Raw genomic sequence first — 24,900 nt, forward strand, 5'->3', positions numbered from 1 at the left:
TTACTTCCCGATCGTCGCGTTCATGGTGGATGCGAACTGCTCAGGGGTGATCTTCTTCAGGAAAATCTGGTCCAGGTTGGCCAGCATGGCGTCTCCTTGTGCGGGGCTGAGTGCCTGATCCCAGGAGAGCGTGAAGTCCGGGGCATCCTTGGCCATGCCGTACACGTAAGTCAGGAAGTCCTTGTCAGGGGACGCCGCGAGCTTGTCTTCAATGCCGGTGACCACAGGTACTGCTCCTGAGTTGATCAGGCCCTGGACGTTTTCTTCGTTGAACATTCCGTCCTTGACGTACTCCAGCGCGGTCTTCTTTTGCTCTTCCGTGGCCTTGGAAGAGACGGACCAGAAGTTGGACGGGTTTCCCACAACGTTCGCCGGGTCACCCTTGCCGCCCTCAACAGTGGGGAAGGGGGTGTATCCGAGCTTTCCGCTCGAAACGAAGTCGGCCGCGTCCTTCTTCATGCCTTGGTAGATCCAGCTGCCCTGCAGGATCATGGCGGCCTTGCCCGTGTACAGCAGGGCTTGGTCTGCGTTGCTGTCAGCGGCAATGGAGGAGAAGCCGTTGATGAAGCCGCCGGCATCCACCAGTTCCTGGATCTTGGTCAGCGCCTCGATCACTGCCGGGTCTGACCAGGCGTCCGGCTTGTTGGCTGCAATGTTTGCAAAGACTTCAGGACCGCCGATCCGGTCCACCAGGTATTCAAGCCACATCAGATCCGGCCATTTGGACTGACCACCCAGGGAAAAGGGTGCCACGCCGGCATCCTTGAACTTGGGGACCAACGCCATCAGCTCGTCCCAGGTCTTGGGCGGTTCTGCCCCGATCTTCTCGAAGACTTCCTTGTTGTAGTAGAGCACTACGGGCTGGACCTTGTTGTTGGGGAGCGCGTAGGTCTTGCCGTCGATCACGCCGCTCTCGAGGATGGAGGGAAGGTAGCGGCTTTGGACGTCAGGGTTCTCTTTGAGGAATCCGGTCAGGTCGTCCACTTGGCCGGCATCGACGTAGGACTTGAGGACACCGCCGCCCCACCCGTAAACGAGCGTGGGGCCCTGGCCGGCGCCCACAGCGGTGCGGACCTTGGTCTTGTATGCATCGTTGGCGAAGAAGTCGAGCTTGATGGCGGAGTCGGGGTGCGACTTGTTCCACGAGTCCACGGATGCCTGGAACACAGGCTGGTCACCACCGGTCAGTCCCCACATGGTTGCCGAGTCCGCGGAGGCTCCTGTCCCGGCCGGACCTGAGGATCCGCAGGCGACCAGGGAGATTGACAATGCGGCTGCAGAAACGGCCATTCCGGCGGTGCGCAACTTGAGATTATTCATGTGCAGTTTCCATTCGTCCTTCGGGCTCGACGCTGATCGCCCGGTTGTGCGTGTAAAAGCCGCACTTCGCGGGTCTGAGGATCAACTTCGATCACCAGCGCCAGCAACTTTTCGAAATGTTTCGGAAGTCCTTTCGGAAGTGCCCACCAAACTTAGCGGTGACGCACATCACCGTCAAGGCCTGCTGGACAATCAATTCGGTGTGCTGGACTGCGGTTTGACGAGTGCACCCGTCCCAATGCAGACTGTGAGCAACCGAAACTTTTCGAAAGCGGTAACCGTGAGCCCAGAAGTCCGACCCTCCAAGCTGACCCTTTCTGCAGTAGCGCAGGAGGTCGGAGTGTCAGTACCCACCGTGTCCAAAGTGGTCAACGGGCGCGGAGACGTGGCCCAAGGCACCCGGGCCCGTGTCCTGGCAGCCCTGCAACGTACCGGATACAAATCACCCCTTCAGCGCAAGGGCAACCCCGTCCAGCGGACCGTCGAGGCGGTGTTCGATTCTCTGAACTCGGCCTACAACATGGAAGTCCTCAAGGGGATCATGGAGCAGGCCAACGTTTCGGACATGGAAGTAATCCTCTCCGTCACCGGACTGCAGGCAGCACCGCCGCTGGGCCCTGAGGAACGCGCGCAGCGCATGGTCGATGAAGGCCGCAGCGGCATGATCGTGGTGACCTCGGCGTTCGGAGCCGCTCAGCTGGAAGCCTTCCAGAGGCGTCAGATTCCCATCGTGGTGATCGACCCCCTGAATCCGCCACCTGCTGACCTGTTCAGCGTGGGCTCCAGCAACTGGGCAGGAGGGAAAGCTGCCGCCACGCACCTCTTGGAGCTCGGGCATCGACGCATTGCCTACATCGGGGGTCCCGCCACCGCCGAATGCAGCCAGGCCAGGCTCCACGGCTACATGGCCGCACTGATGGCCGAAGGCATCACCGTTGAACATGAATATGTTTCCGCGGGCCCGTTCCGGCCCGAGACCGGAGCGGCGGCTTTCAAGTCCCTGGTGGCCCTGGAAGATCCGCCCACGGCAGTCTTTGCCGCAAGCGACAGTATTGCCATGGGCGTTCTGGCCGAGGCGCGGAGGCAGGACATCCGAATCCCCGAGGAAATGAGCCTCGTTGGGTTCGACGGAACCTATCAGGCGGAAGAATCCACGCCCCCACTGACCTCGGTGAGCCAGCCACTGCAGGAAATAGGGCGTTCCGCGCTGAACTTCATCCTTCGCCAAATGCACGGTGAAGAGATTGACTCCAGGCGCGTGGAACTCGCAACCCACCTGGTGGTTCGTGAATCCACGGCGTCGCCCCGGGAACCAGCCTCACCCCGGGAACCAGCCTCATCCGGAAAGCCGGCGTCGCGGTCCTAACTGCACCGGCGGAACGGCGTCATACAGCAGCACCCGGACCCAACGTTCGCCCGTCCCGCGGAACTCTGCACGGCTGGCGAAGCGGTACAGGTAGCTGCGCGCCCGCACCCAACGGGGGCGTTCGCCGTCGAACGGGTCTTGTCGAAGCAGCCTAAGCGTAGCCTTGTCAGCCTCCAGCAGCCGGTCCAGGAAGGCATAAAACCATTCCTCATGGACGGTCCTCAGCGGCAGGAACCACATGAGCCAATCCAGGCGCAGATGGTACGGCGCCCATTGCCGGGGGAGTCGACGAACATCGCCGGGCTTGCCCTTGAATCCATACTCCAACCATCGCTCATCCGGCGCGTGGGGATCCTCGTCCAAGGTGCCCTCAACCACGATCTCAATGCGCTGCTTGGTCACCGTCCCGAAAGCACCATAGGCGTTGACCAGGCGCCAACGGTTAAAGCTGGCATTCATCAGTTGCTGGCTGGAGAAGAGGTTGAGGAGCGGGCGGTAGCTGAACGCCACCAGCAGAACGGTGACAAGTACGACGACGACGAGCCACCACGCCGGGGTATCGGCACTTGCGTGCCACTCAAGCGGGATGAACGGAAAAACCGCATGGGCTACCGGGTCGCTGACGGCGGCGAACGCCAGGACGATCGCCGCCCAGTTCAGCCAGGCGAAATTACCGGTGCCCACCAGCCACAGCTGCGTCACGATGATGATGCCCGCTGCGATGCTGGCCAGCGGTTGAGGGGCGAAAAGGAAGAACGGCACCACCAGCTGCGCACCATGATTGCCCACCACTTCCACCTTGTGCAGCGGACGCGGCAGGAGATGTGCCTGCCTGCTGAGCGGGCCGGGCATCGGCTGTGTCTGGTGGTGGTAGAACATCGCCGTCATGTCCCGCCACTCACGGCCGCCGCGGATCTTGATCATGCCGGCTCCGAACTCAAGCCGAAACACCAGCCACAAAATGAGAATGAGGATGGTTGCCGGTGGGGGAGTCTGGTCCGAACCAAGGAAGGCCACCGTGAAACCGGCCTCAAGAAGAAGGATCTCCCAACCAAAACCATAGAACGTCTGGCCAACGTTCACGATTGACATGTAGAGGAACCACAACGTGAGAAAGGCCAGCATGGGCAGCCAGGGCGGCCCCGTTTGTGGCAGGCCAATGACCAGCAGAATGGACACGCCAATACCCGTCCAGCACACCGCCCGGAGAAGCGGGTCGGAGTAGCGCCACCGGAACAGGGTAGGCCGGCCAAGGCGACGGGCCATAGCCAGGAAGGCCGGTACCGGCAACAGTCCGCGCTCGCCGAGGAGCGCCGGGAACTGGTTCACCGTGGAGAAGAAGGCAATGGCATAAAGCGCCGCTGTGCCACGCTGCAACACCTGCCGGGCAAATTCATAGTCCCGCGCATCAAGCCAGGAGAACCACTCCACGATTCCACGGTACGCAGCGGACGGCGCTGGTCAAGCGGCATTGATTTTCCACATACGCCGCCATCCGTTCGCGGGCCCCGGCAGTGGCAGGGATACTTAAGTCATGCAGCCGCGCAAGATCGTCATCCTCGGGTCCACCGGTTCCATCGGCACACAAGCGATTGACGTCGTCGATGCCGCACCACACCGTTTCGAAGTGGTGGCACTAAGCGCGGGCGGCGGGAACCTCGAACTCATTGCACAACAGGCGGTCCACACCAGGGCCCAAGCTGTGGGAATCGCCAAGGGAGATCCGGAAGTCCTTCGGCGGTTGATTGACGCCGCGGCCGCGGATGAGGGCGTGCGGAATTTCGCTCCGGAGGTCTTTGCCGGACCGGACGCATCCACCCGGATCGCCGCCATTGAGTGCGACGTCGTCCTCAACGGCATTACCGGTTCCATCGGGTTGGCGCCCACTTTGGCCGCGCTGGCTACAGGAGCCACACTGGCTCTGGCCAATAAGGAGTCGCTGATCGTCGGCGGCGCCCTGGTCAAAGCTGCCGCTGGCCCCGGCCAGATCGTTCCCGTTGATTCTGAACACTCAGCCATCGCCCAGTGCCTGCGCTCGGGCACGGATCAGGAAGTCGAAAAGCTGATCCTGACGGCGTCCGGCGGGCCCTTCCGCGGCCGCACCCGGGAGCAACTTCACAACGTGACACCGCAGGAGGCCCTTGCCCACCCCACCTGGGACATGGGCCTCATGGTCACCACAAACTCGGCCAGCCTGGTCAACAAGGGCCTGGAAGTCATTGAGGCACACCTGTTATTCGATGTCCCGCTGGACAGGATCGACGTTGTGGTCCACCCCCAGTCGGTGGTGCATTCAATGGTCCAGTTCGTGGATGGCTCCATCATCGCCCAGGCATCACCTCCGGACATGCGGCTGCCGATCGCGCTGGGACTGGGTTGGCCGGACCGTGTCCCGCAGGCTGCACGCGCTTGCGACTGGACCCAGGCCACCAGTTGGACCTTCGAGCCCTTGGATACCGTGGCATTCCCGGCCGTGGACCTCGCCAAGGACGCAGCTAAGCAGGGCAGCACGTTCCCGGCCGTGTTCAATGCCGCCAATGAGGAAGCAGTGGAGGCCTTCCACGCCGGACGAATCCGCTTCACCGACATTGTGGATACCGTCGAATCCGTCCTCAGCGAACATTCAGGCTCTTCCGAGCTAACGGTGGAGTCGGTGCTGGATGCTGAGAGGTGGGCACGCGCCCGAACCCTTGATCGTTTAGCCAGCAGCGCCCTCTAGCTCACAACCCTTACGGAAGCAGTCCCACCGGCATGAGTCCTGTCCTTCTCTTCATCCTCGGAGTCGTCTTCGTCGCCATCGGCGTGGCCGTTTCCATCGCGCTGCACGAGGTAGGCCACCTGGTGCCCGCAAAGCTCTTCAAAGTGCGCGTCACCAAGTACATGATCGGTTTTGGACCAACGCTGTGGTCCAGGAAAAAAGGCGAAACAGAGTACGGCTTCAAGGCGCTTCCGCTGGGTGGCTATGTGTCCATGATCGGCATGTACCCGCCGAACAAGGAAGACGGCGCCGTTCGCCCCTCCAGTACTGGCATGTTCCAGACCCTCGCCACCGAGGTGCGTTCAATGGCGCACGAGGAAGTGGGTCCCGGGGACGAGAAGCGCGTCTTCTACAAGCTCCCCGTCTGGAAAAAGATCATCGTCATGCTCGGCGGACCGGCCATGAACATGCTGATCGGCTTGATACTTCTGGCAGTCCTGCTCATGGGCTTCGGAACAGCCCAGGCAACCACCACCATCGCTGACGTTTCCAAATGCCAGGTTGCCGCGGGGGAGACCGTGGACCCCGATTCGGCGGATTGCAAACTGACCCCGGCCGCAGCCGCGGGCCTGCAGCCAAATGACACCATCACTTCCTTCGACGGAAAATCCGTCACCAGCTGGGACGAGCTCACCAGCTGGATCCGGGCCTCCGCCGGCAAGGAAGTTCCTGTCATTGTGACGCGCAATGGGGCGTCAGTGGAGACCACGGTGACCCCTGTTCTCTCGTCCAGGCCCGTGGTGGGCCCCGATGGGCGGCAGGCACAGGACGCCAACGGAGTTTTGCAGTACCAGGAAGTCGGCTTCCTGGGCATAGGGGCCCAAAGCGCTTTGGTTCCCCAACCGGCGTCGGCCGTTCTGCCCATGGCAGGGGAGAACATCAAACAGATTTCCGGTGTGATCTTCAACCTGCCGGCCAGGGTGGTGGGGGTGGCGAAAGCAGCCTTCAGCGAAGAACCCCGTGACCCCAACGGGCCTATCAGCGTGGTGGGCGTCGGCAGGGTTGCCGGCGAGGTAGCGGCCATGGAACAAGTACCCATGCAGGCACGGATCGGCACCCTGATCGGGTTGCTCGCAGGACTCAACTTCGCGTTGGCCATCTTCAACCTCATCCCGCTCCTGCCGCTCGACGGCGGCCATGTCGCTGGCGCCTTGTACGAAGGCGCGCGCCGCCAACTGGCCAAACTGCGTGGCAAACCGGATCCGGGAGCCTTCGACATCGCGAAACTCCTGCCGGTGACCTACGTGGTGGCGGCGTTGCTCATGGCCATGGGGGCGCTCTTGATCTATGCCGACATCGTTAAGCCCGTGAACATTTTCGGCTGAGCTGCGAACAATGCGGAGAGAGCCGTGAACAATGCAGGCAAAGCTGTGAACATATTCTGCGCAACCGGCGGGATAGGCTAGCTCCATGACTGTTTTCGCTGTTGAGTACGTATACGTCGCCGATTCAGGCGCCCTCCGCGACGAAGCCCGCCCAGCACACCGTGCTTGGCTCGGGGAACTGGCCGAGCAAGGCAAACTTCTTGCCAGTGGCCCCTATGGTGACGGCGCCGGCGCCCTGCTGATCTTCAAGTCGGCCGACGAAGCCGAACTCAATGACCTCCTCAAGCAGGATCCGTTCGCTGAAGCCGGCGTCATCGCCGGCATCCGCACCACGGAATGGGCGCCAATCATCGGTGTCCTGGCTGCCCACGCGTCCTAGCCCGGACGTCCTCCACCACAACGATTCACCCCAACCCAAGGAGTCCACGTGACCTCGGTCAGCCTGGGAATGCCAGCAGCCCCACCCCCCGTCCTTGCCCCCCGCCGGAAGACTCGGCAGATCAAGGTAGGGTCCGTTGGCGTCGGATCTGACTCGCCCATCAGCGTTCAGTCCATGACAACTACCCCCACCACGGATATCAACGCCACCCTCCAGCAGATCGCTGAACTGACGGCTTCCGGATGCGACATCGTACGCGTTGCCTGCCCTTCTGCCGACGACGCGGAGGCGTTGCCCATCATCGCCCGTAAGTCCCAGATTCCCGTGATCGCGGACATCCACTTCCAGCCGAAGTATGTCTTTGCCGCAATCGAGGCCGGCTGCGCTGCAGTCCGGGTCAACCCGGGCAACATCCGCAAGTTCGATGACCAGGTCAAAGAGATCGCTGCTGCGGCCCGTGACCATGGAACATCCATCCGGATCGGCGTCAACGCAGGCTCCCTCGAACCCGGCATCATGAAGAAGTACGGCAAGGCCACCCCGGAGGCTTTGGTTGAGTCCGCTGTGTGGGAAGCTTCCCTCTTCGAGGAGCACGGTTTCCACGACTTCAAGATTTCCGTCAAGCACAACGACCCCGTGATCATGGTGGCCGCGTATGAGATGCTCGCGGAGAAGGGCGACTGGCCCCTGCACCTCGGTGTGACCGAGGCCGGTCCGGCATTCCAGGGCACCATCAAGTCGGCCACGGCCTTCGGTGCGCTCCTGTCGCGCGGCATTGGCGACACCATCCGTGTTTCCCTCTCGGCTCCGCCGGTGGAGGAAATCAAGGTGGGCAACCAGATCCTGCAATCCCTGAACCTGCGCCCGCGCAAGCTCGAGATCGTCTCCTGCCCGTCCTGTGGCCGCGCCCAGGTGGATGTGTACACGCTGGCCGAACAGGTGACCGCAGGGTTGGAAGGCATGGAGATTCCGCTGCGCGTTGCCGTGATGGGTTGCGTCGTCAATGGACCCGGCGAAGCCCGTGAAGCGGACCTCGGTGTGGCCTCCGGAAACGGCAAGGGCCAGATTTTCGTGAAGGGCGAAGTCATTAAGACTGTGCCTGAGAGCGAAATTGTTGAGACACTGATCGAAGAGGCCATGCGCATCGCCGAAGAGATGGGGGAGGCCGATGGCGAAGATGCTGTCAAGGGTAGCCCCGTGGTTAGCGTCTCGTAACGAGAACGGCTTGGGAGTCAGGGTGCTCGGCAGTGCCGACACCCTGGCCCTTCGCGCGCTTGCAAGCGAGGATGCGGTGGCCAACGTATTTATCCTCGCGCACTTGGAAAGTACCGGTTCAGCGGCGCCCACCAGCGGCGGTGCCAGCATTTTCGGAGTTTTTGAAGGCCAAACGCTCCTCGGTGCGTGTTGGGCCGGCGCCAATCTTGTCCCTGTGCAGCTTGATCCCGGCCTTGCAGGGTATGTGGCCACGGCTGCCCACGAAACGGGGCGCCGTTACGCGTCCATTTTCGGTCCGGCCGAAACCGTGATGGCCCTCTATGCACGGTTCGAGCAACTGGGGCATAGTGCCCACGAGGTACGCGCCCAGCAACCATTGCTCACCATCTCAGGTCCTCCCGTTATCGTCGCCAACCCGGCCCTGGCCTTCGGCACCATGGCGGACTTTGATCGCATCCTGCCGGCGTGCGCGGCCATGTTCGAAGAAGAAGTGGGTTACTCCCCCTTCCTCGGAGGGCAGGAGTTCTACAGCAGGCGCGTTGCTGGACTCATTCGGGAGGGCCACTCGCTGGTCCACATTGATGCCAACGGCACTGTGGTCTTCAAAGCCGAGCTGGGGGCGGTCACGCGGGAGGTCACTCAGGTCCAAGGCGTATGGATGAATCCCGAGCTGCGGGGCCGCGGCCACAGCGGGGGCTACATGGCCGCCGTCGTAAATCTCTCCAGAACCTTCGCGCCCGTGACGAGCCTCTACGTCAATGACTACAACACCAAAGCCCGGGCCACCTACGAGCGGGTGGGCTTCGAACAAGTGGGGACCTTCGCCACCGTGCTTTTCTAAAATCGATGGGGAATCCAGTATTCTTGTCCATGTTGGCGACCGCCAGCACCGGAACACTTGACTCCATTGGGGAAACGAATGAACAAGAATACGCTGCGCGGTTTCGCCGTGTCGGGGCTGCTGGTCATGGGTCTTGCCGCTTGCGGTGGCTCCGGCTCCTCCACGGATGCCGGTCCCGCACCGGCAAATGAAACCTCGACTCCTACGCCCACTGCGGCAAAGCAGTACACCTCGGCTGAACTTACAGACCTGGTCAAGCAGATCAAGCCAGCTGATGGCTCGGAACTGACTGTTACCGCCATTGACGACCTCGCTGCCCAAGCGAATCCGCTCAAGGAACTCATGGGTTCCATGAACATCGAACCGGCCGAGTGCAAGGATCTGGCCATGTCCGGCGCCTCGCAGTCCATTGAAGGCTCCACCGGCGCCACCGGGGCGAAGGTTGATACCGCAACCGGAAGCGTCTCCAGCGTAGCGTTGGTGTCCGGCGTTCCGGCGGAAACCCTGCAGAAGAGCCTCGAGGGGAGTGAGTCCCAGATCACCACGTGCTCCTCCATGAAGATGACCATGGGCGGCACAGCCTTGAGCATGAAAACCGAGAAGCTTGATGGGGTTGGTTCGGTCCCCGGCACTGTGGGACTTAAAACCACCATGACCCTCCCCGGTGGCCAGGCGCAGTCCACCGTGATGGCTTTCGCCGTCAAGGGCGGCGTGCTGATTTCCGCTACGGCATCGGGCCAGAACGGCGGCACAGACGGGGCAGCTGAGGCCGGCACCCTGATGGACCAGGCCGCGGCACTGGTCAAGTAGCCCTCACAGGCGCCAAGGACATCGTCAGGTGGTGGCTCCCGGGCCGTCCAGCTCTCCCGTAAGGTAGCGCTGGATGGTGGGGGCCACCATCTTTATGACGTCCTCCTGCGCTGCGCCGGCCAGCGGCTCAAGTTTGATGACGTAGCGGACCAGTACCAGGCCGATGACCTGGCTGGCCACCAGGTTGCTTCGGAGGCGCCGTTCTTCCGGCGTGCCCGGCAAGCCTGCAACCACCCGGGACAAGATGACCCGGTTGACCATCTCGCGCATGAGCGCCGTCTTGGACTTGGAGCCCAGGGTTCCCCGGACGTAGGCCACCAATCCGTGCTGAGCGGGGCTTTCCCACAACCGCAGTACAGCCCGGACAATCGCCTCCGCCCTCACTGCAGGGTCCAGGGTTTCGACGCCGGCAAGAACCTCCGCGGGGTCGGCGGGCAATTCCACGCTGGCGGCAAAGAGCTCATCCTTGCCCCCGAAGAAGTGGTGCACCATGGCCGGATCCACGGATGACTCGCGGGCTACTTGCCGCAGGCTTGTCCCTTCGAAGCCTTGCTCGGCAAACAGTCTCCGTGCGGCGGTGAGGATGGCTTCGCGTGAATGGTCTCCTGAGCTGCGGCGGCCCCTGCGCGCCTGGGGGACGCTCATCGGGTTTGTCGTCGGAGGGTCAGTGATGCCAGGACCAGAACTCCCAGAACAATCCCGCCCATGATCAGGGCGTCTTGCCACATGGTGGCTGTTGCGTCCGCATGCCCCGCAACCTCCTTCAACGCATCCACGGAGAAGGTGAGCGGCAGAACACCGGATATTGCTTCGAGGACCTCGTTCATGTCCTCCCGCGCCACGAACAGGCCGCACAACAGGATCTGCGGGACCACCACCACCGGCATGAACTGCACGGCTTGGAACTCGGTGCGGGCAAAGGCAGAACACAGGAGTCCGAGGGCGACGCCCAGGACGGCGTTGATGACGGCAATCATCACCACCAGGCCGGGGCTTCCCTTGATATCGAGGTCAAAAACCCAGTAGGCCACAGCTGTCGCCACCAGGGACTGCAGGGCCGCCATGATGGAGAAGGCCAGACCATAACCGAAGAGTAGGTCGGCCTTGTGGATGGGGGTGGTCAGGAGGCGCTCCAGAGTCCCGGAGGTGCGTTCCCTAAGCATGGTGATCGATGTGACCAGGAACATGACCACAAAGGGGAAGATGGCCAACATCATCAGGCCGACGCGGTCAAAGGTTCGGGGGAACCCCGGGGGGAGCGTTTCGTTTTCGAAGAGGAAATAGACGGCGGTCAGCAGTAGTGCAGGGACCACGAGGATCAGTGCAACGCTCCGGTGATCGTGCCGCAACTGCCCCAGGACCCGGACGGTGGTGGCAAGGGTCATGCGGACATTCATGACGACACCTGACGTTCTTGCCGGTCGCGGTCAGCGGCTCTGATGATGGTGAGGAACGCCCGCTCCAGATCTTCGCTCTGTCCACGTTCGGCCAGTTCGGCGGGAGTTAGCTGGGCCAGGAGGAGGCCATCACGCAGGAGCAGAAGCGAGGAGCAGTGGGAGGCTTCCTCCATCACGTGACTGGAGACCAGCAGGGTTGTTCCGGCAGCCGCCATGGCCGCAAAGCGCTCCCATAGCTCGGCCCTCAGTACAGGGTCGAGCCCGACAGTGGGCTCATCCAGAACCAACAGTTTCGGGTGGGCCACCAAGGCGCATGCCAGGGAGACCCGGCTGAATTGCCCGCCGGACAGGTCAGCTGCCTTGTGGCGGGCAAGTGGTTCGAGCCCGACGGCGGCAATTGCCTCCGCGGTGTCCGCGGCGGTAGCGCCGTGCATGGCGCCAAAGTAGCGCACGTTCGCGTGCACGCTGAGGTCCGGGTAGACGCTGGCACCCTGGGTGACGTATCCGACGTCGTGCCTGAGCGATGCGCTGCCTGCGGGCCTGCCGAGGACGGTGACGGTTCCCCGGGTGATTCGCTGGACTCCGACGATCGTCCGCATGAGTGTTGTCTTGCCGCTGCCGGAAGGGCCCAGGAGTCCTGTGATCCGGCCGGCGTCAACGGTAAAGTCCAGGCCCTTGATGATCTTGCTGCGAGCGCGGTTTATATGAAGCCCCGTTGCCTTTATGGCTGCTGTAAGGGGTGTCATGCGAGCCTCCGATTGGGCACACTTAATTCATCGGATGATGAATTAAACGTAGAACCGGTGGGCAGGGCGGTCAAGGGCACTGCGTGGCGCTGTGGCCCGCCTTGAAAATGTGTCTACGATCACATAGGTTTTTCCCAAGCGGTGTCGTTGGGGTGCGGGTGGTACAGGGGGAATCATGATCAAGACCTTGACGGGCGCCATCGGCGGCCAAGCCATCCGTGAGCTCGGCAGTGACCAATGCTTCCCAGCCGCAGCTGATCCCGTTCCGCTGGAGGGGACGGCGATCTAGTCTCAGGACAGAGTCTGCGGCCGGCCGGCCGCTGAGCCACGCCATCGCAGGATGACCAGCCGGTTGCGGCCAGGGGCTTCCACACGCGACGGCGTGGCTCTTCTGTGTGCCAGCGGACCGGACGCCAATCCGGGCCTGTTCAAGTGGCCGCGCAGTCAGCCGGTAGATTAGTAGACAGTTGTTTTTGCCACATCTGCCATAGAAACGGATACGTACCCGTGGTCCTTCGCCTTTCCCAGCTGTTCCTGCGCACCCTGCGTGAAGATCCCGTCGACGCCGAGGTCGCCAGCCACAAGCTCCTGGTCCGCGCCGGCTACATCCGCCGCGCCGCGCCCGGTATCTACACGTGGTTGCCGCTGGGGCTGAGCGTCCTGCGCAAGGTGGAGGACATCATCCGCCAGGAAATGTCCGCGATCGGAGCACAGGAAGTCCACTTCCCGGCTCTGCTACCCCGCGAACCCTACGAGGCCACCAACCGCTGGACCGAATATGGCGACGGCCTGTTCCGCCTCCAGGACCGTAAGGGGGCGGACTACCTTCTGGCCCCCACGCATGAGGAAATGTTCACGCTCCTGGTCAAGGACCTGTACTCCTCATACAAGGACCTGCCGTTGAGCCTGTACCAGATCCAGAACAAGTACCGTGATGAAGCACGTCCCAGGGCGGGCCTCCTCCGTGGGCGCGAGTTCATCATGAAGGACTCCTACTCCTTCGACATCGATGACGCCGGCCTGGATGCCAGCTACGCCGCACACCGCGCGGCCTACCTGAAGATCTTTGAGCGCCTCGGCTTGGAAGTCATTCCCGTAGCAGCCACGGCGGGCGCCATGGGTGGTTCCAAGAGTGAGGAATTCCTGTTCCCCACCGAGATCGGCGAGGACACGTTCGTGCGCTCGGCCGGCGGCTACTACGCCAACGTCGAAGCCGTAACCACGGTTGTCCCGGACGAGGTCGACTTCAGCAACGCTCCGGCCGCACAGGTCCTGGACACGCCGAACACTCCCACCATCGAGACTCTGGTGGAGGCCGCCAACCAGCTGGCTCCGCGCAGCAAGTCCGACGGCGGCGCATGGACTGCCGCTGACACGCTCAAGAATGTTGTCCTCGCCGTCACGCTGCCCACTGGGGAGCGCCAGATCGTGGTGATCGGCGTTCCAGGAGACCGCGGAGTGGACCTCAAGCGCGTGGAAGCCAACATTGGCTCCCACCTGCCCATCGCCGGTGAAATCGGCCTCGAGGCCGCCAACGAAGAGGACCTCAAGAAGCTGCCGTGGCTGGTCAAGGGTTACATCGGACCCGGCCTGTCCCTCGACGAGCCCGTTCTGGGCCTGGAAGGATCCTCCAAGGTTCTCTTCCTTGTGGATCCCCGCGTCGTCTCCGGCACCAGCTGGGTTACCGGTGCCAACGCTGATGGCAAGCACGTCTTTGGGCTGGTAGCGGGTCGTGATTTCGCGTGGGACGGCGTTATCGAAAGCACCGATGTCCGTGCGGGCGACCCCGCCCCGGACGGTTCAGGACCGCTGGAAACTGCGCGGGGCATCGAAATGGGCCACATCTTCCAGCTCGGCCGCAAGTACGCTGAGGCCTTGGACCTGAAGGTCCTGGACCAGAACGGCAAGCAGCAGGTTGTCACCATGGGCTCCTACGGCGTTGGCGTAACGCGTGCCGTCGCAGCGTTGGCTGAAGCCAACCATGACGACCGTGGTCTCGTGTGGCCGCGCTCGGTGGCTCCGGCCGATGTTCACGTCGTGGCTGTCGGTCGCGGCGATGAGATCTTCGAAGCAGCAGAAAAGCTTTCCCTTGAACTCGAATCTGCAGGCCTGGACGTCATTTTCGATGACCGTCCCAAGGTTTCGCCCGGTGTGAAGTTCGGCGACGCCGAACTGGTGGGCGTCCCCACCATCCTGGCCGTTGGCCGAGGGCTCGTGGACGGTGTGGTTGAGATCAAGGACCGCCGCAGTGGCGAAGCCGAGAATATCGCGGTGGACAAGGCCGTGGACTACGTGGTCAACGCTGTACGAACCCGGTGATTTCCGGCTTCGAATCGATCCAGCTCACCACCCTCATCCTGATTGTGGTGGCTGGATTCGCAGCAGGTTGGGTGGACGCCGTAGTCGGGGGCGGGGGACTGATCCAGCTCCCCGCCCTGCTGCTGGTTCCAGGTATCACGCCCGTCCAGGCTTTGGCGACGAACAAAATGGGGTCCATTTTCGGGACCACCACCAGCGCGGTCACGTATTACCGCCGCGTTGGGCCGGATCTGAAGACCGCAATTCCCATGGCGGTGATCGCGCTGGCAGGGAGTTTCGGCGGGGCCATTCTCGCTGCATCGCTGCCTGCCAGCGTTTTCAAGCCCATCATCGTGCTGGCGCTGATCGCAGTCGCCATCTTCACAGCCCTGCGTCCCAGCGCCGGTGAACTGACCGCCCTGCGCCACGACGGCCATAAGCATTACGTCGTGGCGTGCCTGATCGGTGCCGTGATCGGCTTTTACGACGGCCTGATCGGTCCGGGTACGGGCTCGTTCCTGGTCATAGCGCTCGTTTCGGCCATGGGTTATGCGTTCCTGGAAGCCAGCGCCAAAGCGAAGATCGTCAACATGGCCACCAATGCCGGCGCGCTGATTTTCTTCCTCCCCCACGGCTCCCTGCTGTGGGGCGTAGGCCTCATCCTTGGCCTGGCCAATATGGCAGGCGGCTACCTCGGTGCCAGGACCGCTGTGGCCAAGGGAAGTAAGTTTGTGCGCCTTGTCTTCCTGATCGTGGTGGCTGCGCTGATCATCAAACTTGGCATGGACGTCTGGAACGAGAACTTCGCAGGGTAGGGCCGGCGCGGCCTAAGTCAGATAAAACTGCCGTTGGCGTTGGCAAGCGTCCTCAAACCGCGGACGACGGCGTGCGGCACCAAAGCGCTCGACGCCGGGTTGCCGAGGGAAGCCTGGTTGGTGACACGTGAGTCGAAGAGCCCCAGGCTCGTCTCGGCCAGGACATGGTGGGTTGTCTGCTTGGCTGCGGGGTCAGCAATCAACACAGCTTCCACCACATCCCAGTCACCGGCTGCCAGCGCCAACGCGGACACCACGTTGGTTGACTTGGGGAAGGCCTTGATCAGCTCGGCCGGTCCGCCCCTCAGGAGTTCAACCGGCCCGGTGGCTTCCAGGAGTGATTCTTTCGTTTCCCCGTCCATCCATGGCTGGATCAAAGCAGCAGGAAGTTTTCGCGATTCCACGGTGATGCGATAAATGGTTCCGCCCGCGGAGGCCGCTGTGATCGCGTCCAGGCCGCCTAGCGCACCGGTTGTCAGGAACGTTCGGCCTGGACCGTCGTCGAGCAGTGTTTTCCTCAGCGAGGCCTCACATAAGGCTCCGATCGACGTGACCAGAAAGTCCTTCCCGGCCGAAATACTCCGGGGACCGAACTCGGCGACTGCTGCGACACCGGCGCACTCCACCACCACGTCAGCTACGTCCATGGCTTCTTCGAAGCTGAAACCTGTCCTGGGTTTCCCGTGGGGAACAACACCGGCGAGGTCGATGCCTGGGGCGGTCCCGGCGTCGAGCAGTTCCGCCACCCGCGATCCAATGGCGCCCGAACCAATGAGAGCAACTTTCAGGACCACGGTGTCAGGCTGCTTCGCCGGGGTCGGGGAGATCGTGTGCCCGGGGAAGGGCGTCGAGCCTGTTGCCGGCCAGGGTGCTTGCGACCCACAGGGAACGGGCAAGATCACCGGAGTGCCGCGGTTTTGCTGCATACCATAAAGCGTTCTGCACCTCACGGGCTATGCTCCATTGCCGTGCAACGTCAGGATCCAATCCAGCGGCACGGCTGAAGTCCTGGCACCGCTCCAGCAGCCCGGCCTCCGGATCCGTCCGGGGAAGATCGCGGATGCGGTTCCACAGGATCGGGGCGACGGCGAACTCGGCCTCCCCAATCTGTGGTTGCGGATCAATAGCCAGATAGTCGCCGCGCAGGGACAGCTTTTCGGCGCTGGTAGTGGCAAGAATATTCATGAAATGCAGGTCAGTGTGCACCAGGACATCCTTGCCTGAGCGGCGCCCTACGGCCCCGCGCGTCTGGCAGACCTCCAGTGCCGCTTCCAGCAACCATCGAGGGAAGGGACGGTCCAGGCGGTCCCATTCGGCAGGCAATTCATCGCTCCATCGCTCAGCGGTGGCGGCGACGTGGTCCAAAAAGCGCCACTCCACCCTTTCGTCCGGTTGGATCGAGAGCTCGCGCATAATGGCCCCCCATGCGTCCCTGGCTTCGTCCAGAGGGGCGTCCTGGAGCCAGCGGGAGGCGTCCAGGCGTTCGAGCAGCATGGTGCAACTTGCATCGTCCGAGGCCAGGAGGCGGACAGCGCCCCGGCCGTTCCACAGGGCCAGTGCATAGCGCTCCACCAGTGCTTCTTCGTGGGGATAAGCGATCTTCAGCGCTGCGGGGGTGGAGCCCTGAAGGACTGGCACCACCAAGGCTCCGTGGCCATTCCAAGGCTCATCGCCTGATACCAAATCCACTGAGAGCCCCCAACGGTCCAATGCCTCGGAGATGAGCCCCGGGAGGCTTGCGAGCCAATCCCTGCCCGCGGAGTCGCGGTTGTACCGGGCGTGGAGGTCGCCCGGTATGGGAATCATCGCGTGAAGGTTCACGGCAACAGCCTAACTCCGCACTGCCACGCGTCCCTTAGAAAACGCCGCTGGCCCCCAACAGGGTACCGATGGAGAACGTGGCAGCCAGCGCGAGGGCCCCGCCCAGCACCACCCGGACCGCTGCACGGACGCGGGAAGCACCGCCGAGCCACGCACCAACCGCGCCAGTGATCGCCAAGGCAAGCAGGACTGCGACGAACGTTAGGGGAACCCGCATCCCGGGTGGCGGCAGCAAGATGGCCAGCATGGGAAGAATCGCTCCCAAAGTGAACGCTACGGCCGAAGCAAAGGCTGCGTTCCAAGGGCTGACGATGTCATCTTCATGGATATTGAGCTCGGCCGAGAGGTGTGCGGCCAAGGCGTCGTGCTCGGTCAGCTCCTGTGCAACGGTCCGGGCGGTCTCTGCACTGAGCCCTTTGGACTCGTAGATCGCGGCCAACTCGTTGAGCTCATCTTCCGGCTGCTCCGCCAGCTCACGTTTTTCTTTTTCAATGAGGGCTTTCTGGGTGTCACTTTGGCTGCTGACAGACACGTACTCGCCCAAAGCCATGGAGATGGCGCCACCCACCAGGCCAGCGGCACCCGCGGAGAGAATCAGGCCGGTGTTGGTGGTGGCACCGGCAACGCCCACCACGATTGCCGCGACGGACACGATGCCGTCGTTGGCGCCCAGGACGCCCGCCCGCAGCCAGTTCAGCCGATGTGCCAGATCGTCCCGGTGTGGTTCATTCTCGTGCGTGGTGGCAGTTTCTGTGGAAGCCATGCATCAAGCCAAGCACCGGCAGGCTTTCCTGACCAGCATGGCTAGGCTCGCCTATCCGCCCTGGGAAGCTGGCGTGCTAGTGGGCGTAGGCAACGAAGGCAGTTCGCCGGCGTCGAGCATGAGTCCCGGCAGCGCAGGCAGCTGCGCGCCCCAAGCGAGGCTCATGCGGGCGGCTGCCACCAGGCTGTCCAGGGCCCATGTGCGGGTCTCGCCCGTGGACAGGGCAGCAAGGTCACCGAATCGAGGCAGCGAGGCAAGCTCTACCGAGCCAAGGAATGTAGCGGGATCCTGAGTGAAAGTATCCGGCAGCCGGTAGCCCGCCTCGCCCGTGGGTGCATCCGCGCAGTTGGCGCTGGTGACTGCTTCAGCCTCCCGGAGGAGCGCTTGGTGAACTTGCAAGTGCTTGGCAGCGGCCGCCGACTTCGTCTCGTCCAGCCTCTTCAAGGCCACTTGGTATACGTAGATCGCCTCCTGCTGTGAGCGAACAACCGCAGCCAGGGCTGTGTCGGTGGTCGCGGACATCGGCTCCGGGGTGGGGTTTGCTGAGGGGCATGAGGCAGCCAAAGGTGTCGCCGTGGGGGCCTTGGTCTCCGACGCCCGTGTCTGCTCCGGCAGGGGCAACTGCCATTCGGCAGCCAACTTTTCGGCCTGCAGCACCTGCGCGGTTCCGACGGCGGCGAGCAGCCGGGCGATCCCGCCGTCGGCCTTGCGCGCGTCGTCCAAGCGCTTCCAGCCGCCGCCGGCCAGCCCGGCCAGGAAGGACGCACGGCTGCTTTGTTCCGCTGCAGCCGAGGACTGAAGGGGCGAGGGGGCTGCCCCTGACAGGGTGGCACTCGATGTCGTTCCGCGAGGGTCAAATAAGGCCTGAGCGTGGGTTGTCAGCAAAGTCACAGCGCTGCCGGACATGGGCTTTCCGGCCTCGGGAGCCGCGGACTCCGCCAGCGTCGTGGCCGATTCCCGCAGCAGCAGCGTGTCCTCCAACGCCGTCAAACGTGCTGTTTCGGTGAACGAGACAGCCGGGGGAGTGCCGGAATCACGCGGAAGAAGGACCATTCCGGTGCCTGCAACAAGCAGTGCCACCACGGCAACCAGTAAAACCCGGCCCCAAGGTGGTGTTCGTCGTTTTTCGCTTGTTTCCCCGTTCACAACAGACCATGGTGTCACGTGGATGAGGAAGTCCGTGCACCATGTTCCCGGGAAAATCGTTAGGCTAGTAGTCACAACAACATCTATCGGGAGGCGGCGGGCAACGTGAGTGACTCGGAAGCCACGACTTCAACAGACCGTTCTGAATCGAACTCAACGGCCACCATCCACAACCCGGAAGAGAGCAGGCTTAGGGCGCTGCTTGAACCGGCTGTCCTTGCCAACAGGCTCTACCTCGAGGATGTTTCCATCCACGTTGCCGGTTCACACCGCACGGTCCACGTCGTGGTGGACCTTCCTCAGGAAGAGACCGGAGGCGTCAGCCTTGACGCCATCGCAGAGGTCTCACGCGGACTGTCCGATATTCTGGACAACGATCCCCATGACGACGGCCGTCCCTACGACCTTGAGGTTTCATCCCCTGGAGTAAGCCGTCCTTTGACCGAACCGCGTCACTGGCACCGCGCCCGCGGCCGTATGGTCAGGGTCAACGTCATTCAGGGAGAGAACCTTCTGGGCCGCATTACCTCCGTGGGGGAAGATGCTGTGACGCTCATCCCCGAGCATGAGGTCAAGAAGGGCATGAAGCCCAAGCAGGGCGAACCCATCACTATTCCTTTCGACAGGATCCGCCAAGGAAAAGTCGAGATTGAATTCAGCCACCTCCACGAGGCTGCGCTGGAAGACGAGCACAACGGACCTTCCGAGGAGGCCTAATGGATATTGACATGAGCGCACTGAGACTCCTGGAGCGTGAGCGTGAAATCCCGCTGGATCTCCTGATTCCCACCATCGAACAAGCGCTGCTGGTGGCGTACCACAAGACGCCCGGCGCCTTCGAAAAGGCCCGTGCCGAGTTGGACCGCAAGAGCGGTCACGTGACCATTTGGGCTACGGAAATCGACGACGACGGTGAGCCCATCGGCGAGTTCGAAGACACCCCTGCCGGTTTTGGCCGCATCGCCGCCAGCACGGCCCGCCAGATCATTCTGCAGCGTCTTCGCGACGTGGAAGACGACAACGTGCTGGGCGAGTTCAAAGGCCGTGAAGGCGAACTTGTGGCCGGCATGATCCAGCAGGGCAACAACCCGCACATGATTCAGGTCAACCTCGGATCCGTGGAAGCATTGCTGCCCCCGCCCGAGCAAGTCCCCGGTGAGAAGTACCTCCACGGAAGCCGCTTGCGTGCTTTTGTGGTGGACGTCCACCGCGGCGCCAAGGGTCCGTCCATCACTTTGTCCCGTTCGCACCCCGGGCTGGTCCGCAAGTTGTTCGAAATGGAAGTTCCGGAAATTGCGGATCACTCTGTGGAGATCGTCGCACTGGCCCGTGAAGCCGGCCACCGTACCAAGATCGCGGTCAAGGCCAACACTGCCGGCATCAACGCCAAGGGTGCATGCATCGGCGAAATGGGTTCCCGCGTCCGGGCAGTCATGACCGAACTCAACGACGAAAAGATCGACATCGTTGACTTCAGCGACGACCCCGCAACCTTCATTGCCAACTCCTTGTCGCCGTCGCGGGTGAATTCCGTCACTATCACGGACGAAGCAACCCGCTCGGCCCGCGTAGTAGTGCCCGACTACCAGCTTTCCCTGGCGATCGGCAAAGAGGGCCAGAACGCGCGGCTCGCAGCCAAGCTGACTGGCTGGCGCATCGATATCATCTCCGATGCCGCTCCCGCTAAGGCTGACTAGCTCTTGAACCGGCGGTTGTGCCGCCGGTTTAGCGCCGCGCTGGCGGCATCCTTGGTTTCGGGAGACCGGGGCAGGGGGGCTAGACTAGATGGAACCGGGCTTACGTCCGGTATCCACGCGCTTTGGCGTGCCTCAGCTGCATGCGCAGGACCGGGGCCCGTCGGGTGCCAGTAGCGTAAGGCAGGTTGGACACGTCGTGGCTGAACTGCTTGAACATGGCCATGGGCCTGTTCGCACGTGCATCGGATGCCGGAAGCAAGGCTCCCGGTCCGAGCTTGTCCGGCTGGTCGCCCAAGGCAGCGGTTCTTCCGCAGTCCTGGTCGACGTTCGACGCCGGATGGCTGGCAGGGGTGCATGGCTTCACCCCAGCGAAAAGTGCTTGACATTGGCAATCAAGCGGCGAGCTTTCGGAAGGGCCCTTGCGGGTGCTTCCGATGCAAGCGCCGTGGAACGATACCTGATGTCCGGTGCGCCCCTTGTGGAGGCCCAGGCCGCCGCAGGAAAACCGTCCAAACCTGAAAGCGGGTCAGAAAACTGATGGAAACCCGATGAGTTCCCAGCGATGAGTGCGTAACGATGACAACTTTGTTGCGCTCTGCAATGGGCCTTTCAATCGCGCAAGCGGCGAAGGCCCGCAGTAAGAAGTAGACGGTTCGTGCCTGGCTCGGTGCGGACCGAGACAGGAGAAATGTGGCCAAGGTCCGCGTACATGAGCTCGCCAAAGAGCTCGGTATTACTTCCAAAGATGCAGTAACCAAACTGCAGGAATTGGGCGAATTCGTTCGCTCCGCCTCGTCAACAATTGAGGCCCCCGTCGTGAAGAAGCTTCGCGACGCATACCCAGGTGCCGGCGCTGCCAAGGCCGCCGCTCCCGCAGCAGCTCCGGCGGCAAACCGCCCAGCAGCATCCCGTCCGGCCGCTCCGGCACCGGGTCCTGCAGCTCCGAAGGCTCCGGCCCCGGCACCTGCAGCCCCCGCTCCGGCAGCCCCTGCGGCTGCTGCACCGGCAGCTCCTGCAACACCGTCAGCACCTGCCCCGGCAGCACCTGCAGCTCCTGCTGCGTCCACTCCGGTTTCGGCCAAGCCTGGCGCCCGTCCTGCCCCCAAGGCAGAGACTCCGGCTCCGGCACGTCAAGGTGGCCAGGCTCCGCGTCCCGGCGGTCCCCGTCCGGGCAACAACCCGTTCGCTACGTCCCAGGGCATGCCCCGCGGCCGTGGTGGCGACGGAGACCGTCCGCCGCGTCCGGGCAACAACCCGTTCGCACCGTCCCAGGGCATGCCCCGAGGCGAACGCCGTAACGACGGCGAACGCCCCGGCGGTCCCCGTCCCGCAGCTGGTACGGGTGGACCCCGTCCCGCAGCAGGTACCGGTGGTCCCCGTCCGGGCGCTCCGCGTCCCGGTGCACCCCGTCCGGGCGCTCCGCGTCCCGCTGGCGGTCCCGGTGCAGGAAACCGTCCTACTCCGGGCATGATGCCCAACCGCACTGAGCGTCCGGCTCCCGGTGGCGCAGGCCGTCCGGGTGGCGCAGGCCGTCCCGGTGGCGGACCCGGCCGTCCCGGTGGCGCACCTGGTGCAGGTACCGGTGGCGGAGCTCCCGCCGGCGGTGGCTTCGGCAAGGGTGGCCGCGGTCGCGGTGGCACCCAGGGCGCGTTCGGCAAGGGCGGCGCCGGTCGTGGCAAGCAGCGCAAGTCCAAGCGTGCAAAGCGCCAGGAACTGGAGCAGATGAGTGCTCCGTCGCTTGGCGGCGTATCGGTACCCCGCGGTGATGGCGAGACCATCATCCGCCTGCGTCGTGGCTCGTCCATCACGGACTTTGCCGAGAAGATCGATGCAAACCCCGCGTCGCTGGTGACCGTGCTGTTCCACCTCGGTGAAATGGCAACGGCGACGCAGTCCCTCGACGAAGACACCTTTGGCCTGCTTGGCGCCGAACTTGGCTACAAGCTCCAGGTTGTTTCCCCTGAGGATGAAGAGCGCGAGCTGCTGGATCAGTTCGACATCAACATCCAGGACGAACTCGACGCCGAAGGTGACGACGTTCTCGAGGCCCGCGCACCGGTTGTTACCGTCATGGGCCACGTTGACCACGGTAAGACCCGCCTGTTGGACGCCATCCGCAACTCGAACGTTGTGGCCGGCGAGCACGGTGGAATCACTCAGCACATCGGTGCTTACCAGATCAGCCACGTCCACGAGGGCACGGCCCGCGACATCACCTTCATTGACACCCCCGGTCACGAGGCCTTCACGGCCATGCGTGCACGTGGTGCCAAGGTCACTGACATCGCCATCCTGGTTGTTGCAGCCGACGACGGCGTTATGCCGCAGACGGTGGAAGCACTCAACCACGCCCAGGCAGCCAACGTGCCGATCGTCGTCGCAGTGAACAAGATCGACAAGGAAGGCGCCAACCCTGACAAGGTCAAGGGCCAGCTGACCGAGTACGGCCTGGTTCCGGAAGAATATGGTGGCGACACCATGTTCGTTGAGGTCTCTGCCCGCCAGAACCTGAACATCGACGAACTGATCGACGCCGTCCTGCTGACGGCCGACGCTGCCCTGGACCTGCGCGCCAACCCGGACAAGGACGCTCGAGGCATTGCCATCGAAGCGAACCTGGACAAGGGCCGCGGTGCTGTTGCCACCGTCCTGGTTCAGTCCGGTACCTTGGCAGTGGGCGACACGATCGTTGCCGGTACGGCTCACGGCCGCGTCCGCGCCATGTTCGACGAGAACGGCGAGGCACTCGATGTCGCACTGCCGTCCCGCCCGGTTCAGGTCCTCGGTCTGTCCAACGTGCCGCGTGCAGGTGACACCTTCCTGGTGACACCTGACGAGCGTACGGCCCGCCAGATCGCTGAGAAGCGTGAAGCTGCCGACCGCAACGCCGCACTGGCCAAGCGCCGCAAGCGCATCAGCCTGGAAGACTTTGACCAGGCCGTTGCCGAAGGCAAGATCGACACCCTTAACCTCATTCTCAAGGGTGACGTGTCCGGTGCCGTTGAAGCCCTCGAAGACGCCTTGCTCAAGATCGACGTTGGAGACGACGACGTTCAGCTTCGTGTCATCCACCGCGGTGTGGGTGCCATCACGCAGAACGACGTCAACCTGGCCACGGTTGACAACGCCATCATCATTGGCTTCAACGTCAAGCCGGCCGAGCGTGTTGCTGAACTGGCCGATCGTGAAGGCGTGGACATGCGCTTCTACTCGGTCATCTACGCAGCAATCGATGACATCGAGATGGCTCTCAAGGGCATGCTCAAGCCGGAATACGAAGAGGTCCAGCTCGGTACCGCCGAGGTTCGCGAAGTCTTCCGTTCTTCCAAGTTCGGAAACATCGCCGGTTCGATCGTCCGCACTGGCATCATCCGCCGTAACTCCAAGGCACGTGTCAGCCGCGACGGCAAGGTCATCGGTGACAACCTCACCGTTGAGACGCTCAAGCGCTTCAAGGATGACGCCACCGAAGTCCGTACCGACTTCGAGTGTGGTATCGGTCTTGGCTCCTTCAATGACATCACTGAAGGCGACATCATCGAGACCTTCGAAATGCGCGAAAAGCCGCGTAACTAGGTTCCGTATGGGACGGGTCCGTCGGGTAACCCCGGCGGACCCGTTCCGTTCCCTTTTCTACTTTCCAGGAGGAAGTCATGGCTGATCCCGCACGCGCTGCCAAGCTGGCACAGCGGATAAAGGTGGTTGTTGCTGAGGCCCTCGGACGCCGGGTCAAGGATCCGCGCGTCGAGTCCATCACGGTCACCGACGCCCGCGTCACCAACGACCTTCAGCACGCCACCATCTACTACACCGTTTTCGGTGACGATGTAGCCCAGGCAGATGCCGCCAGGGCATTGGAGAAGGCCAAGGGTGTGCTGCGGCAGGAAGTCGGCCGCAACATCACTGTTCGCCTGACTCCCACCCTTGAGTTCGTGGCTGACCAGATTCCGGTCAATGCCTCCAATCTTGAGGAGCTGCTCCGTGAAGCCAAGCGTCGCGACGCTGAGGTGGCCGCGTTGGCTGCCAGCGCCAAGCACGCGGGCGAAGCAGACCCCTACAAGGGCGATGCTCCGGAGGACATCGACGAGGACGACTTCGACGAAGAGGACACTGACCTCTCCGGCGACAACGAGCTCGACGAAGACTCCAACCGCTAGACCACTCTTCGAGTTTTTGTACAGCTAATGCCCTTAAGAAGCCTTC

At 62.9% G+C, this 24,900-nt stretch carries 24 protein-coding genes; 14 read left to right on the top strand and 10 right to left on the bottom strand.

From position 1 onward, the window contains the following. A complete protein-coding gene (locus tag MOD31_RS03795; RefSeq protein ID WP_142939677.1) occupies nt 1-1,320 on the bottom strand; it encodes an ABC transporter substrate-binding protein in 1,320 nt (439 codons plus the stop codon). A gap of 280 nt (nt 1,321-1,600) precedes the next feature. Here MOD31_RS03795 and MOD31_RS03800 point away from each other — a divergent pair, with 280 nt between their 5' ends. Beyond that, nucleotides 1,601-2,686: a LacI family DNA-binding transcriptional regulator gene (locus MOD31_RS03800; RefSeq protein ID WP_142939676.1), complete on the top strand. Its 1,086-nt coding sequence runs from the start codon at nt 1,601-1,603 to the stop codon at nt 2,684-2,686. On the opposite strand, the gene MOD31_RS03805 is transcribed toward MOD31_RS03800, so the two are convergent. Then, a complete protein-coding gene (locus MOD31_RS03805) occupies nt 2,657-4,117 on the bottom strand; it encodes a lipase maturation factor family protein (RefSeq protein WP_250819889.1) in 1,461 nt (486 codons plus the stop codon). The two genes, MOD31_RS03800 and MOD31_RS03805, sit on opposite strands and share 30 nt — an antisense overlap. Nucleotides 4,118-4,220: 103 nt before the next feature. Here MOD31_RS03805 and dxr point away from each other — a divergent pair, with 103 nt between their 5' ends. The 6 genes from dxr to MOD31_RS03835 all read left to right on the top strand — a co-directional run bounded on the left by dxr (nt 4,221) and on the right by MOD31_RS03835 (nt 10,014). Next, on the top strand, nt 4,221-5,405 hold the full coding sequence (gene dxr / locus MOD31_RS03810) for a 1-deoxy-D-xylulose-5-phosphate reductoisomerase (RefSeq protein WP_250819890.1): 1,185 nt from the start codon (nt 4,221-4,223) through the stop codon (nt 5,403-5,405). Nucleotides 5,406-5,437: 32 nt separating this feature from the next. Further along, nucleotides 5,438-6,769: an RIP metalloprotease gene (locus MOD31_RS03815; protein ID WP_250819891.1), complete on the top strand. Its 1,332-nt coding sequence runs from the start codon at nt 5,438-5,440 to the stop codon at nt 6,767-6,769. A gap of 85 nt (nt 6,770-6,854) precedes the next feature. Continuing rightward, nucleotides 6,855-7,148: a YciI family protein gene (locus MOD31_RS03820; RefSeq protein ID WP_142939672.1), complete on the top strand. Its 294-nt coding sequence runs from the start codon at nt 6,855-6,857 to the stop codon at nt 7,146-7,148. Between the two features lie 48 nt (nt 7,149-7,196). Next, entirely contained in the window at nt 7,197-8,363 is a 1,167-nt protein-coding gene (gene ispG, locus MOD31_RS03825; RefSeq protein ID WP_011774258.1) for a flavodoxin-dependent (E)-4-hydroxy-3-methylbut-2-enyl-diphosphate synthase, read from the top strand. Next, nucleotides 8,326-9,204: a GNAT family N-acetyltransferase gene (locus MOD31_RS03830; RefSeq protein ID WP_142939696.1), complete on the top strand. Its 879-nt coding sequence runs from the start codon at nt 8,326-8,328 to the stop codon at nt 9,202-9,204. The genes ispG and MOD31_RS03830 overlap by 38 nt, the downstream gene beginning before the upstream one ends. A 78-nt stretch (nt 9,205-9,282) precedes the next feature. Next, entirely contained in the window at nt 9,283-10,014 is a 732-nt protein-coding gene (locus MOD31_RS03835; RefSeq protein ID WP_250819892.1) for a hypothetical protein, read from the top strand. 24 nt (nt 10,015-10,038) lie between these two features. Here the strand turns inward: MOD31_RS03835 and MOD31_RS03840 are convergent, their stop codons facing one another. The 3 genes from MOD31_RS03840 to MOD31_RS03850 are packed head-to-tail and all read right to left on the bottom strand — an operon-like array spanning nt 10,039 to nt 12,157. Next, nucleotides 10,039-10,659 (bottom strand): TetR/AcrR family transcriptional regulator, encoded by a 621-nt coding sequence (locus MOD31_RS03840; protein WP_166842839.1) that lies wholly within the window; start codon nt 10,657-10,659, stop codon nt 10,039-10,041. Beyond that, nucleotides 10,656-11,399, bottom strand: a complete 744-nt coding sequence (locus MOD31_RS03845) for an ABC transporter permease (protein WP_250819893.1) — start codon at nt 11,397-11,399, stop codon at nt 10,656-10,658. Before MOD31_RS03845 ends, MOD31_RS03840 begins: the two co-directional genes overlap by 4 nt. A gap of 8 nt (nt 11,400-11,407) precedes the next feature. Then, a complete protein-coding gene (locus MOD31_RS03850) occupies nt 11,408-12,157 on the bottom strand; it encodes an ABC transporter ATP-binding protein (protein ID WP_142939668.1) in 750 nt (249 codons plus the stop codon). Nucleotides 12,158-12,664: 507 nt separating this feature from the next. Here MOD31_RS03850 and MOD31_RS03855 point away from each other — a divergent pair. Both MOD31_RS03855 and MOD31_RS03860 read left to right on the top strand, forming a co-directional pair. After that, on the top strand, nt 12,665-14,476 hold the full coding sequence (locus MOD31_RS03855; RefSeq protein WP_250819894.1) for a proline--tRNA ligase: 1,812 nt from the start codon (nt 12,665-12,667) through the stop codon (nt 14,474-14,476). Then, nucleotides 14,473-15,270: a TSUP family transporter gene (locus MOD31_RS03860; RefSeq protein WP_250819895.1), complete on the top strand. Its 798-nt coding sequence runs from the start codon at nt 14,473-14,475 to the stop codon at nt 15,268-15,270. The genes MOD31_RS03855 and MOD31_RS03860 overlap by 4 nt, the downstream gene beginning before the upstream one ends. 17 nt (nt 15,271-15,287) lie before the next feature. Here the strand turns inward: MOD31_RS03860 and MOD31_RS03865 are convergent, their stop codons facing one another. Genes MOD31_RS03865 through MOD31_RS03880 form a run of 4 tightly spaced genes read right to left on the bottom strand, consistent with a single transcriptional unit; the run spans nt 15,288 to nt 18,937 of the window. Continuing rightward, the gene (locus MOD31_RS03865) at nt 15,288-16,064 is read right to left on the bottom strand and encodes an aspartate dehydrogenase domain-containing protein (protein ID WP_250819896.1); all 777 of its coding nucleotides are present in this window, start codon (nt 16,062-16,064) and stop codon (nt 15,288-15,290) included. A 4-nt stretch (nt 16,065-16,068) separates the two neighbouring features. Continuing rightward, nucleotides 16,069-17,091 (bottom strand): aminoglycoside phosphotransferase family protein, encoded by a 1,023-nt coding sequence (locus tag MOD31_RS03870; protein ID WP_250819897.1) that lies wholly within the window; start codon nt 17,089-17,091, stop codon nt 16,069-16,071. Nucleotides 17,092-17,125: 34 nt separating this feature from the next. Next, entirely contained in the window at nt 17,126-17,854 is a 729-nt protein-coding gene (locus MOD31_RS03875) for a VIT family protein (protein ID WP_250819898.1), read from the bottom strand. A 51-nt stretch (nt 17,855-17,905) separates the two neighbouring features. Beyond that, complete coding sequence (locus tag MOD31_RS03880; RefSeq protein ID WP_250819899.1) at nt 17,906-18,937, bottom strand: DUF4439 domain-containing protein; 1,032 nt, start codon at nt 18,935-18,937, stop codon at nt 17,906-17,908. A gap of 168 nt (nt 18,938-19,105) precedes the next feature. Here MOD31_RS03880 and rimP point away from each other — a divergent pair, with 168 nt between their 5' ends. Then, complete coding sequence (gene rimP / locus MOD31_RS03885) at nt 19,106-19,717, top strand: ribosome maturation factor RimP (protein WP_166842831.1); 612 nt, start codon at nt 19,106-19,108, stop codon at nt 19,715-19,717. After that, nucleotides 19,717-20,697 carry a transcription termination factor NusA gene (nusA, locus tag MOD31_RS03890; protein ID WP_142939661.1) on the top strand — a complete coding sequence of 327 codons (981 nt, stop codon included), beginning with the start codon at nt 19,717-19,719 and terminating at the stop codon, nt 20,695-20,697. The genes rimP and nusA overlap by 1 nt, the downstream gene beginning before the upstream one ends. A 100-nt stretch (nt 20,698-20,797) precedes the next feature. Here the strand turns inward: nusA and MOD31_RS03895 are convergent, their stop codons facing one another. Further along, a complete protein-coding gene (locus tag MOD31_RS03895) occupies nt 20,798-20,992 on the bottom strand; it encodes a hypothetical protein (RefSeq protein WP_243753398.1) in 195 nt (64 codons plus the stop codon). On the opposite strand from MOD31_RS03895, the gene MOD31_RS03900 reads away from it, so the two are divergent. The 3 genes from MOD31_RS03900 (at nt 20,981) to rbfA (ending at nt 24,854) form a co-directional block, all read left to right on the top strand. Beyond that, the gene (locus MOD31_RS03900; protein WP_308196351.1) at nt 20,981-21,235 is read left to right on the top strand and encodes a YlxR family protein; all 255 of its coding nucleotides are present in this window, start codon (nt 20,981-20,983) and stop codon (nt 21,233-21,235) included. The genes MOD31_RS03895 and MOD31_RS03900 overlap by 12 nt on opposite strands. A 152-nt stretch (nt 21,236-21,387) precedes the next feature. Continuing rightward, nucleotides 21,388-24,273, top strand: coding sequence for a translation initiation factor IF-2 (infB, locus tag MOD31_RS03905; RefSeq protein ID WP_166842829.1), 2,886 nt, complete (start codon nt 21,388-21,390; stop codon nt 24,271-24,273). A gap of 77 nt (nt 24,274-24,350) precedes the next feature. Further along, nucleotides 24,351-24,854 carry a 30S ribosome-binding factor RbfA gene (rbfA, locus tag MOD31_RS03910; protein WP_024820333.1) on the top strand — a complete coding sequence of 168 codons (504 nt, stop codon included), beginning with the start codon at nt 24,351-24,353 and terminating at the stop codon, nt 24,852-24,854. Nucleotides 24,855-24,900 lie beyond the last annotated feature (46 nt).

Origin of the sequence: Paenarthrobacter sp. TYUT067 (genome assembly GCF_023656375.1) — a bacterium.
Classification (GTDB): domain Bacteria; phylum Actinomycetota; class Actinomycetes; order Actinomycetales; family Micrococcaceae; genus Arthrobacter.

What these genes read in the sequence shown, in the direction of transcription:
- MOD31_RS03795 (WP_142939677.1), bottom strand. Translation starts at nt 1,320, where the DNA reads ATGAATAATCTCAAGTTGCGCACCGCCGGAATGGCCGTTTCTGCAGCC.
- dxr (WP_250819890.1), top strand. Translation starts at nt 4,221, where the DNA reads ATGCAGCCGCGCAAGATCGTCATCCTCGGGTCCACCGGTTCCATCGGC.
- MOD31_RS03815 (WP_250819891.1), top strand. Translation starts at nt 5,438, where the DNA reads ATGAGTCCTGTCCTTCTCTTCATCCTCGGAGTCGTCTTCGTCGCCATC.
- MOD31_RS03820 (WP_142939672.1), top strand. Translation starts at nt 6,855, where the DNA reads ATGACTGTTTTCGCTGTTGAGTACGTATACGTCGCCGATTCAGGCGCC.
- MOD31_RS03830 (WP_142939696.1), top strand. Translation starts at nt 8,326, where the DNA reads ATGCTGTCAAGGGTAGCCCCGTGGTTAGCGTCTCGTAACGAGAACGGC.
- MOD31_RS03835 (WP_250819892.1), top strand. Translation starts at nt 9,283, where the DNA reads ATGAACAAGAATACGCTGCGCGGTTTCGCCGTGTCGGGGCTGCTGGTC.
- MOD31_RS03840 (WP_166842839.1), bottom strand. Translation starts at nt 10,659, where the DNA reads ATGAGCGTCCCCCAGGCGCGCAGGGGCCGCCGCAGCTCAGGAGACCAT.
- MOD31_RS03845 (WP_250819893.1), bottom strand. Translation starts at nt 11,399, where the DNA reads ATGACCCTTGCCACCACCGTCCGGGTCCTGGGGCAGTTGCGGCACGAT.
- MOD31_RS03850 (WP_142939668.1), bottom strand. Translation starts at nt 12,157, where the DNA reads ATGACACCCCTTACAGCAGCCATAAAGGCAACGGGGCTTCATATAAAC.
- MOD31_RS03875 (WP_250819898.1), bottom strand. Translation starts at nt 17,854, where the DNA reads ATGGCTTCCACAGAAACTGCCACCACGCACGAGAATGAACCACACCGG.
- nusA (WP_142939661.1), top strand. Translation starts at nt 19,717, where the DNA reads ATGGATATTGACATGAGCGCACTGAGACTCCTGGAGCGTGAGCGTGAA.
- rbfA (WP_024820333.1), top strand. Translation starts at nt 24,351, where the DNA reads ATGGCTGATCCCGCACGCGCTGCCAAGCTGGCACAGCGGATAAAGGTG.